This is a genomic window from Rheinheimera sp., assembly GCF_020217005.1.
Lineage (GTDB): Bacteria > Pseudomonadota > Gammaproteobacteria > Enterobacterales > Alteromonadaceae > Pararheinheimera.
In genome coordinates, this window is sequence record NZ_JAIWOI010000064.1 from 1 (window position 1) to 10,000 (window position 10,000).

Sequence of the window (10,000 nt, forward strand, 5' to 3'; positions counted from 1 at the left end):
TTCCTGCGCATAAGTGCAGGTGCCGGCCGAGCAGTCAGTGCGATTTTCCCGTCCTTCGCCGCTGTAACTTAAAGTGGCGGCATTAATTTCTACCCGCTGGTAATTGGTGTAGGTAAATAAGCTACCCCCCGTGTGGTTGTAATACACCGCAGGGTAAAAAGTACGGCTGGCCGTAGTATTCTGGCAGTTAGTTTTAGAGGTTGCTGTAATAGTACAATAGCGCCAGCCTGCGCTGGACGTCTCGTTCACCGTCAGGTTACGGCTGCCTTTGCTGGTACGAAAAGGGTGATGATAAGCGGCAGCAGGATTCGAGTCAGGGTAGGAGGTGCCGTCGGCTTTGATCCAGGGCTTATAGGTAATAGAGGGGTTATAGTAAGACTTGTTTAAGGCATAAGAGCGCAAAGCTCTGGCAAACAAAGCCTCATTATTATTGGCTGCATTGAGATTGGTTGCATTACTTTCATCCCGGAACGACACCACCTGATGAGTTGCATCAGAATCACCATAAATGCCCGTCACTCTGGGGTAGACATAATGTGGATCGTCAGCATACAAATCTGGTGTCACTTCCCAATGCATTGAGCCTGAGTCATCAATCATAAACATGATATTAGGCTCCACCGAACTACCGGTTTGTAGTGGCGGAGAGGTTAAATCCAAAGCGGCTATGCTGCAAAAGCTGCTCAGAGCAACTGTCAGCAGCATGATTTTTGTGAACGACGCGATTTGTTTCATCAGCTTCGCCTCAGCAATTTAACGCCTGAACAAACTTTGCAGCATCACTGCAGCTCTGCCGTTATCCGACGCCGTCCGCGCCGTAATACGGAATGTTGGGGATAAACACCCTACTGAGATTTTATCTTTGCTGGCCACGTCGGCGCATTCGGGCGGATAAGGCCAGTCGCCCATGTATTCAATCAGATAAACAGCATTGGTGCTGTTTTCGTCATTTAACGCCGTTGCAGATAACCACTGCACACTGTTGTCATTCCAGCGATCCTCTGCACCAGCTACTGGCAAATCATAGACGCCAGCGCCATCAATTAAGGCCACGGGGTCATTCACATTCAGCATAACTTCGGCTTCGAGCAAGGCTGCTTCGACCTGCTGGTAAGACAATTGTCTGTCATACAAATTCGCACTCATGCGCTCCTGCAATAAACTCGACTGCATGCTGCTGACCGCTACTAAGGTAATGGCGAGTAACAGCAGTAAACTGATCACCAGTGCAATACCTTGTTGTGATGATGCCACCGGATCTGACTGCAATGACGCTGTTTTCATACCTAGATCCTGTTCCTAATGCTGACCTGGTAGTTGATCCGGCTCATTTGTTCAGGCAACTGCAGATCCGAAACTGCAGCGCTAATAAACTGCAAGGAAATACGTACTGAAATAATGTCCATCCAATCCAGTACCAGATCTGCATTGCGCCAGCTTCTGGTGCGTTCATCCATAAACTCCAGTTGCAGATCGCCAACTCCATAGAGGATTTCCTCCGCATTGCCATCATTTCTAACCCTAAATAAAGAGGTGCTTTGCTGATCTGTACTGGTCGCTACATACCAACTGACTGAATCAAAATTCATCAGCATAGCATTGACGGTATATTGCTTCACTGTGCCCGCCCCACCGTCACACACCAGTGGAAAACCTAAACCTGAAGTACAATTTCCACCATTGACCTCATGGAACACACTGGTTAGGTCTGTTGCGCTGACCGCAAAAATACTGCTCAAGGCTTCGTCACATAGCATCACTAGCTCACCATTTTGAAGTTGATGTGCAGTGCTGAGTACTAATTGTCTTAGCACTGCATCATGAGATTGCACACTGTAACTGCGGCCGGAACCATACATCAGCCGGATAGCATCAGTACCAGGCAAAGGAGTAACACCGTTGACGGCTGGAGCAGGTTGTTCGAAACCTTCAATACCGCCATTCCAGATCGCCCAGGCAGAAGCTGCCACGTTAGCCGCATTCAGCACATTAACAACCCGGGAGGCGTTGCCACAGCCGATATAACCTGAGCGCCTGATATCGTTGGCCATCAACTCAAAAGTAGTACGGCTGGAGTTCTGTAATTCTCCCAGTACCGTATTCAGCTCTGCTGTTTTACTATTGGACAAGTAAACTCCTATCACTGCTCCGGTCAGCAGCAATCCCAGCAACATGGCAATCATCAGTTCAGACAAAGTAAAGCCGGTTTGTCTTCTCATGGGCGCACCTGAATTGTAAAACTAGTGGATCCGATCACCTTCTCGTCCTGCCAACTGATGTTAATAGTATAAACACCAGCGCCAGCATCCCAATCCACTTCAGGACAAGTGGCCGTAGCTGTTGCAGTTTGTAGCTGCAAAGCCCAATCGGCCAATAACTCAGACTCACAATCACCAGCATAAGCGCCAGAGCGTGCTATATCAGGATTAGAGCGAATAACTTCAGTTAAAGTGCTGGCCATAATCAGAGCTGTGGTGCGTTCCTGCGCACTTTGGCTATAACGCACTGAAGTGCTTTGCAAAGCCGCTATGCCCAATAAACCTATTCCCAGCACCAACACAGCAATCAGTACCTCTATTAATGCAATGCCTTGCTGCGGGCTGAATGTTTGATGGGAGCTGGGGGAACTGACCATATAAACTCCTGCTCAACTGCCACATTGGGACAGCTGTATGCTGCTGCGCCCACCGGACAAGAAACTCAGAATTCTGCCGTTGTCAGTAAATTGACTACCATCAGCACATAATTCAAAGGTGGAATTCAGCGGTTGATTGGCCTGACTGCGGATCAAGCCCTGGCCGCTAAAACGTAGTTCGGTAAAACCTGCACTGACAGTCAACCTGCTGTCAAAACGGCCTGCCCGGATCACTGTAGCCGGAGAGGCTGTATCTACAACTAACCAGCCAGTCCAAGAGCCTGAAGCGGCAGAGCACGTGTCCAGATCGGCGTTAGCTTTACACAAACGTATGGTTTGATTTTGTTTAATGGCCTCAGAGCGAGCCAGTTGGATCACCGAAAGCAATTCATTGGCTTGGCCTGATAACCTGTTTCGCGCCACTAACTCAGTAAAAGAAGGCACAGCGATAGCCATAAGTACTAACAGCACCAGAATGGAAATCATCAGTTCTATCAGGGTAAAGGCTTTTTGCCACTGTAACAAAGGACGAGCATCCATTTGTTTACTACTCCCACAGCCAGCTGCTAATAGCCGAGGGTTTAAGCATAGCAAAGGATCGACAGGATGCTAGGTGGATACAGCAGGCTTCACCTGCAACACTGTGTTGTTGCAGGTGAAGGTTAACAAGGAGAAAACCATTTGAAATTAAAGTGTTAGCGAAGCTCCGCCGGTACAGCGAAAATGACGTTTTCTTCGCGGCCAGGGTGCTCAATCACTTGCTTACCCCCCCATTCGGTTAAACGCTGTACTACTTGCTGCACCAGAACTTCAGGCGCTGAAGCCCCTGCTGTCACACCAACAGATTGCACATCGGCTAACCAATCCTGTTGAATGTCTTCAGCTGTATCAATCAAATAAGATCGGCAGCCCATTTTCTCAGCCAGTTCACGTAAACGATTTGAGTTACTGCTGTTTTTCGCCCCAACTACCAGTAACAGTTCAGCTTTGGCAGACAGCTCACGCACCGCATCCTGACGGTTTTGTGTGGCGTAACAGATATCGTCTTTGCGTGGCCCTTCAATATCAGGGAAACGCTTACGCAGCGCATCTATCACATCAGCCGTGTCATCCACCGATAAAGTGGTCTGGCTACTGAAACACAATGCAGCAGGATTCTTCACCTGCAGTTGCTCCACATCTTCCACCGACTCGACCAGGTATATACCGCCTTCCGGGTTGTCATATTGGCCCATAGTGCCTTCCACCTCAGGGTGTCCGGCATGGCCAATCAGAATACATTCTATGCCTTTGCGACTGGCACGGGTGACTTCCATATGCACTTTAGTCACCAAAGGACAGGTAGCATCAAATACTTTTAAGCCACGCTGTTTGGCATTTTCGCGCACAGCCTGCGACACACCATGGGCACTGAAAATGACGATGGCATCGTCCGGCACTTCGTCCAGCTCGTCGACAAAGACGGCACCGGCACGACGTAAGCCATCCACCACAAATTTGTTATGCACCACTTCATGGCGCACATAAATAGGCGGTTCGTAAATTTCCAGCGCACGGGAGACTATGCTGATAGCACGGTCGACACCGGCACAAAAACCCCGTGGATTGGCGAGTAAGATATCCATAATTAATTGATAACCTGTACGATTTCAACATTAAAGGTCAGAGTCTGACCAGCCAGCGGATGGTTAAAATCTACTGTAACAGACTCGCCCACCACGTCACGAATAAGACCCGGCAATTCAGAACCGTCTGGCATTGCAAAACCTACGATCATGCCAACTTTGGCCGGAGCGTCGCTCGAGAATTTACTGCGGTCTACATAATAAATATTGTCCGGATTAGGCATACCGTAGGCATCTTCAGGCGCCAGCGTAAAGGTGCGTTTATCGCCAGCCGCCATACCGCCTAACTGAGCTTCAAAAGCGGGAGATAAGCTACCATCGCCCATTTGCAGTTTGGCTGGCTTGTTATGCACGCGGGTGCTTTCAGCAGCGCTGCCATCGGATAACTTAATATCAAAGTGAAATATCACAGTACTACCAGGACCTATGATCACTGCTTGTCTCCTGAAGTGGCTTTCTGGGTTTCGCTCTCATTACTAAAGCTATCCCAAATCAGTAAAACGGCGCCAATACTGATAGCGCAATCGGCGATATTAAAAATAGGGTAATGCCAGTTCTGATAAAACACATGCAGAAAATCCACCACATAGCCATACAAGCTGCGGTCAATTAAATTACCAATAGCACCGCTGATGATCAGGCTCAGTGCTAAAGATAATTTCAGCTGAGTTTTGGTCAAACGGCTTAACCAGACAGCTAATACGACACTGACCACTACAGCGATCAATGTGAAAAACCAGCGCTGCCATCCACTTGCGTCACCTAAGAACGAAAATGCTGCACCATAGTTACGAGCGTACGTAAAATTAAACACCGGCAACAAAGACACAGATTCGCCTAAGCTGAAGTTCTGAATCACCCAGATTTTGCTGAGCTGATCAACCACCAATACCAGCGCAATCAGCCACCACCAGCGCCAGCCGGTTTCTCTGAATAACTGCATCAGGCAAACTTCCTTACTTCACCAGCGCCTTCGACGTTATCCACACAGCGGATACAAATCAGCGGATGTGCTGGATTCAGACCCACATCGTGTCTGTGGTGCCAACAACGGTCACACTTAGGCGCTGTGGAAGCGTTCAACACCACAAACAGGTTGTCCATTTCAGTGGCTACTGCATCAGCAGGAGCAGCTTCGGCTGATACCACTGCAGTGGAGGTTAACAAGGCAAAACGTAACTCATCGCCAATAGACATCAGGTCTGTCGCAAGCGTTCCTTTAGCGTATAAAGTCACTTCAGCTTGTAATGAAGCACCAATTTTGCCATCACGGCGGCCTACTTCAAGCACCTTGTTGACTGCATCACGCACTTCCAGCAGTTGTTGCCAGAAGGCATCATCAAACTGACCGGCAGGAACAGTATCTAAACCCTGATACCAGACTTCAGTAAAGACAAACTCACTATGCTGTCCTGGCATCACTTCCCAGATTTCCTGTGCTGTGAAGCTCATGATAGGCGCCATCCAGCGCACCATGGCCTGTACCACATGGAATAAAGCCGTCTGGCAGGAGCGACGGGCTAAGCCATCGGTTTTTGCGGTGTACTGACGGTCTTTAATCACGTCTAAGTAGAAACTACCCAACTCCACAGTACAGAAATTCATCAGCTTCTGGCTGACCTGATGGAACTGATAGTTTTCATAGGCATCGACAATTTCCTGCTGCAATTTGGCCGCACGTTGCACCAGCCATAAATCCAGCTGCACCATCTCTTCAAATGGCACCAGTTGCGTCTCTGGCTCAAAACCTTTTAAGTTCGCCAGAAGGAAACGGGCTGTATTACGGATACGACGGTATTTGTCGGCAGCACGGTTTAAGATTTCATCAGAGACTGTCATCTCTGAGGTGTAATCCGTGGTCGCTACCCATAAGCGCAGTATATCTGCGCCTAACTTGTTCATCACGTCCTGCGGCGACACCACATTGCCCAACGACTTGGACATTTTGCGGCCTTCACCATCCACGGTAAAACCATGGGTCAGCACTTGTTTGTATGGCGCATGGTGTTTAATAGCCACACCCGTCATCAGAGACGACATAAACCAGCCACGGTGCTGATCCGAACCTTCTAAATACAGGTCGGCCTGAGTAGCACCATGGAATTCAGCACGAGGTTCAATCACACAAGCATGAGTCACACCTGAGTCAAACCAGACGTCCAGCGTGTCTGTCACTTTGACATACTGCGCCGCATCAGCGCCCAACAAAGTCTCAGCTTCTAAGTCAAACCAGGCCTGAATACCAGACTGTTCAACTAACTTAGCCACTTGCTCCATCAAAGCCGGAGTATTCGGATGCAGCGCACTGGTGTCTTTATCAACAAACAGAGCAATAGGCACACCCCAGGTACGCTGACGGGAAATACACCAGTCCGGACGACCTGCCACCATGTTTTCAATACGCTGCTGACCCCAGTCCGGGATCCAGCGGGTTTTACCAATTTCTTCTAATGACGTACCGCGCAGGCCTTTCTGTTCCATGCTGATAAACCACTGAGGCGTCGCACGGAAAATAATAGGGGTTTTATGGCGCCAGCAGTGCGGATAGCTATGCGTTAAGGCTTTATGCACCAATAGCTTGCCCGCCTCTTTTAAAGCTTCAACCACAGAGTCGTTGGCTTTAAATACGTGCTGACCAGCAAAAAGTGGTGTATCCGGCAGATAGACACCGTTCGCGCCTACAGGGTTAGCCACTTCTAAGTTGTATAACTTACCGACGGTAAAATCTTCCGGGCCATGACCTGGCGCCGTATGTACAGCACCAGTACCAGAATCGGTCGTGACGTGATCACCTAAAATCACCGGCACTTCAAAGTCATACAACGGGTGTTTTAATTTCACTAGCTCCAGTGCCTGACCTTTGCAGAAACCTAAATTATGGTAATGCTCCACGCCAGCACGGGCCATCACAGCAGTGACTAAATCTGTCGCTAAAATTAAACGCTCAGGGCCATTTGGACCTTGTTCGACTTGCACCAGGCTGTAATCAATTTTTGCATTCAGCGCCACAGCGCGGTTAGCAGGGATAGTCCAGGGCGTGGTCGTCCAGATCACCACAGACACAGGGCCAGAACCGGTGTGACCTTCAGGGTGATCGAATTTACTGACATCAGCTTCGTTCACCAGGCTGAAACGCACATCAATGGCGGGTGATACTTTATCCTGGTATTCCACTTCAGCTTCAGCCAAAGCAGAACCACAGTCGGTACACCAGTGCACTGGCTTAAAGCCTTGCTGCAAATGACCATTGTCGATGATACGACCTAAAGAGCGGATGATATTGGCTTCGGTATTGAAATCCATAGTGCGGTACGGATTGTCCCAGTCGCCTAACACACCTAAACGGATAAAGTCGACTTTCTGTGCTTCGATTTGCGTTAACGCATAATCACGGCATTTTTGACGGAATTCAGCGGCGCTCAGCTTCACGCCAGGCTTACCGTATTTCTTCTCAACGACCAACTCTATCGGTAGACCATGACAGTCCCAACCCGGTACATAAGGGGCATCGAAGTCAGACAAGGTCTTGGCTTTAACAATCATATCCTTGAGGATTTTATTGACCGCGTGACCAATGTGAATGTTACCGTTGGCGTATGGAGGGCCATCGTGCAGGATAAAGGTTTTTTTACCTTGTTTGGCCTGACGAATTTTCTGGTACAGATTTTTTTCTGTCCAGTTGGCTAACATCTGTGGCTCACGCTGCGCAAGGTTGGCGCGCATGGCAAAAGCCGTGTCCGGTAAATTCAAAGTCTGCTTGTAGTCAGTCATCCGTTGTTGTTCCGTCTTCTTTAAGTTTAAATTCGTGTTGCTTTGCCCGTCGCTTAAGCGGGTGGCAAAGCAAAATAATCGCGCGCCTGCTGCGCATCTAATGCAATTTGTTGCTGCAACTGAGCAAGTCCTTCAAAACGTCGCTCTGGCCTGATTTTCTTCTTTAAAATCACTTCAATTTGCTGGCCGTATAAGTCGCCGTTAAAATCAAAAAAGTGAGCCTCCAGCTGCTCTTTTTTACCCTGCAAAGTGGGTCTGGAGCCAATATTGGCCACGCCATGGTAACGACCCATTTGGGTTACAGCCTCAACAGCATACACACCATGTACAGGTAAATTTTTACGGTAAAGCCATACATTAGCGGTTGGAAAGCCCAACTGACGCCCTACTTTCTGACCATGCCGTACCCGCCCCATTAACGAAAATGGCCGGCCTAACATTTGTGCCGCCAGATCTAACTGATCGTGCTCCAGGGCTTGGCGAATCAAGGTACTGCTGACCCGCTGATCATTTTGTTTCAGGCTGGCAGTATTGCTCAGACCAAAACCATGCTGGGCAGCAGCATGCTGTAACAAGGCGTAGTTACCGGCCCGATTTTTACCAAAACAAAAATCATCACCTACAATCAGATGCTTCACACCCAGTTTATTCAGTAATAAATCCTGAATAAACTGCTCTGGCTCCTGGCTGGCAAAATCTTTAGTGAAAGGCACACAAAGCATGCGTTCCACGCCTTGCTGCGCCAACCAGTGGTATTTCTCCCGAAAACGGCATAACCGGGCTGGTGCACCTTCTGGATTAAACAACTCCAGTGGCTGAGGTTCAAACACCATCACCACTGCAGGTAAATTTAACTGGCGGGCAATAGCTTTTAATTGCGTCAGTACCGCCTGATGCCCCAGATGCACGCCATCAAAATTGCCAATAGTTAAGACGCAGCCCTGATGTCTGGGTTGAATTGTATGTAAGCCGCGAATTAACTCCATTCGGTATTCTTACTCTGCTGCTGCAAAAAGAGGCTGATTATACCCATATAATCATTTGCTTTCAGCATTTGTCTGGCGTTTAAAATCGTTCAAACGAACACCAAACACAAAAAGTAAAACAAAATAAGCCACAATAGCAAAAGCAAAATAGGCCAATAAATGCAGCACCTGACCTGATAAACCTAAGGCTATCCAGCCAGTCAGATCCGGCATCACATAAAATAAGCAGCCCGCCATCGTAATTGCAGCGATAAAAGCCTTAGCGATAAACCAGCAGGTTTTGCTGCTGAAACTATAAATCCCACGCTGCTTTAGGCCACGATAGAGCAAATAGGCATTGAGAGTGCCCGACAAGGCTGTGGCTAACGCCAGGCCGACATAACTTAAAAAAGGTGCCAGCATCAGGTTAAAGCCCATATTGGCCACCATAGCAATAATGGCGATACGCACCGGAGTTTTAATGTCCTGTCGTGCATAAAAGGCCGGTGCCAGCACTTTAATCAGCATCAGTGCCACCAGGCCTGTGTTGTAGGCGATTAAGCTATATGAGGTCTTCACCACATCATCAGCGCTGAATTCACCACGCATAAAAACAGAGGCAATAATAGGTTCTGCCAACACTATTAACCCCATCATGGATGGAATACCAAACAAACAAATAAAACGCACGGCCCAATCGAGCGTGTATTTAAAAGCTTCTTCGCTGGCAGACGCATAATGACGTGACAAGCCAGGCAAAATCACTGTGGCAATGGCAATCCCAAATAAACCTAAAGGAAATTCCAGTAGACGGTCAGAGTAATACAACCAACTGACAGCGCCTGTGACCAAAAAGGACGCGATAATGGCATCCAGTAATAAGTTAATCTGGCTGACGGAGACACCAAATAAAGCTGGGATCATTAAAGTGCGGATTTTTGTTACATTTGGATCTTTCCAGCCCCAACGTGGCATGACCAATAATCCGGCTTTGGCTAAAAACG

10 protein-coding genes and 1 pseudogene are annotated in these 10,000 nt (G+C 48.4%); all 11 read right to left on the reverse strand.

Annotation, left to right across the window (positions count from 1 at the left end; genetic code table 11):
- Positions 1-735, reverse strand: a pseudogene (locus LDL40_RS03160) (pilus assembly protein PilY); the annotation flags it as partial.
- An 18-nt stretch (positions 736-753) separates the two neighbouring features.
- Positions 754-1,284, reverse strand: a complete 531-nt coding sequence (locus tag LDL40_RS03165; RefSeq protein ID WP_300993641.1) for a PilX N-terminal domain-containing pilus assembly protein — start codon at positions 1,282-1,284, stop codon at positions 754-756.
- A 2-nt stretch (positions 1,285-1,286) separates the two neighbouring features.
- Entirely contained in the window at positions 1,287-2,219 is a 933-nt protein-coding gene (locus LDL40_RS03170; RefSeq protein ID WP_300993643.1) for a PilW family protein, read from the reverse strand.
- On the reverse strand, positions 2,216-2,635 hold the full coding sequence (gene pilV / locus LDL40_RS03175; RefSeq protein ID WP_300993645.1) for a type IV pilus modification protein PilV: 420 nt from the start codon (positions 2,633-2,635) through the stop codon (positions 2,216-2,218). Before pilV ends, LDL40_RS03170 begins: the two co-directional genes overlap by 4 nt.
- Positions 2,636-2,647: 12 nt before the next feature.
- Positions 2,648-3,175, reverse strand: coding sequence for a GspH/FimT family pseudopilin (locus LDL40_RS03180; RefSeq protein WP_300993647.1), 528 nt, complete (start codon positions 3,173-3,175; stop codon positions 2,648-2,650).
- Positions 3,176-3,330: 155 nt separating this feature from the next.
- Complete coding sequence (gene ispH, locus LDL40_RS03185) at positions 3,331-4,260, reverse strand: 4-hydroxy-3-methylbut-2-enyl diphosphate reductase (protein WP_300993649.1); 930 nt, start codon at positions 4,258-4,260, stop codon at positions 3,331-3,333.
- Positions 4,261-4,262: 2 nt separating this feature from the next.
- The gene (gene fkpB, locus LDL40_RS03190) at positions 4,263-4,694 is read right to left on the reverse strand and encodes an FKBP-type peptidyl-prolyl cis-trans isomerase (protein ID WP_300993650.1); all 432 of its coding nucleotides are present in this window, start codon (positions 4,692-4,694) and stop codon (positions 4,263-4,265) included.
- A complete protein-coding gene (gene lspA / locus LDL40_RS03195) occupies positions 4,691-5,203 on the reverse strand; it encodes a signal peptidase II (RefSeq protein WP_300993651.1) in 513 nt (170 codons plus the stop codon). The genes fkpB and lspA overlap by 4 nt, the downstream gene beginning before the upstream one ends.
- Complete coding sequence (ileS, locus tag LDL40_RS03200) at positions 5,203-8,031, reverse strand: isoleucine--tRNA ligase (protein ID WP_300993652.1); 2,829 nt, start codon at positions 8,029-8,031, stop codon at positions 5,203-5,205. Before ileS ends, lspA begins: the two co-directional genes overlap by 1 nt.
- Before the next feature lie 53 nt (positions 8,032-8,084).
- On the reverse strand, positions 8,085-9,017 hold the full coding sequence (ribF, locus tag LDL40_RS03205) for a bifunctional riboflavin kinase/FAD synthetase (protein WP_300993653.1): 933 nt from the start codon (positions 9,015-9,017) through the stop codon (positions 8,085-8,087).
- Positions 9,018-9,068: 51 nt separating this feature from the next.
- Positions 9,069-10,000 (reverse strand): murein biosynthesis integral membrane protein MurJ (gene murJ / locus LDL40_RS03210; protein WP_300993654.1); only part of this gene is annotated, 932 nt, incomplete at its 5' end.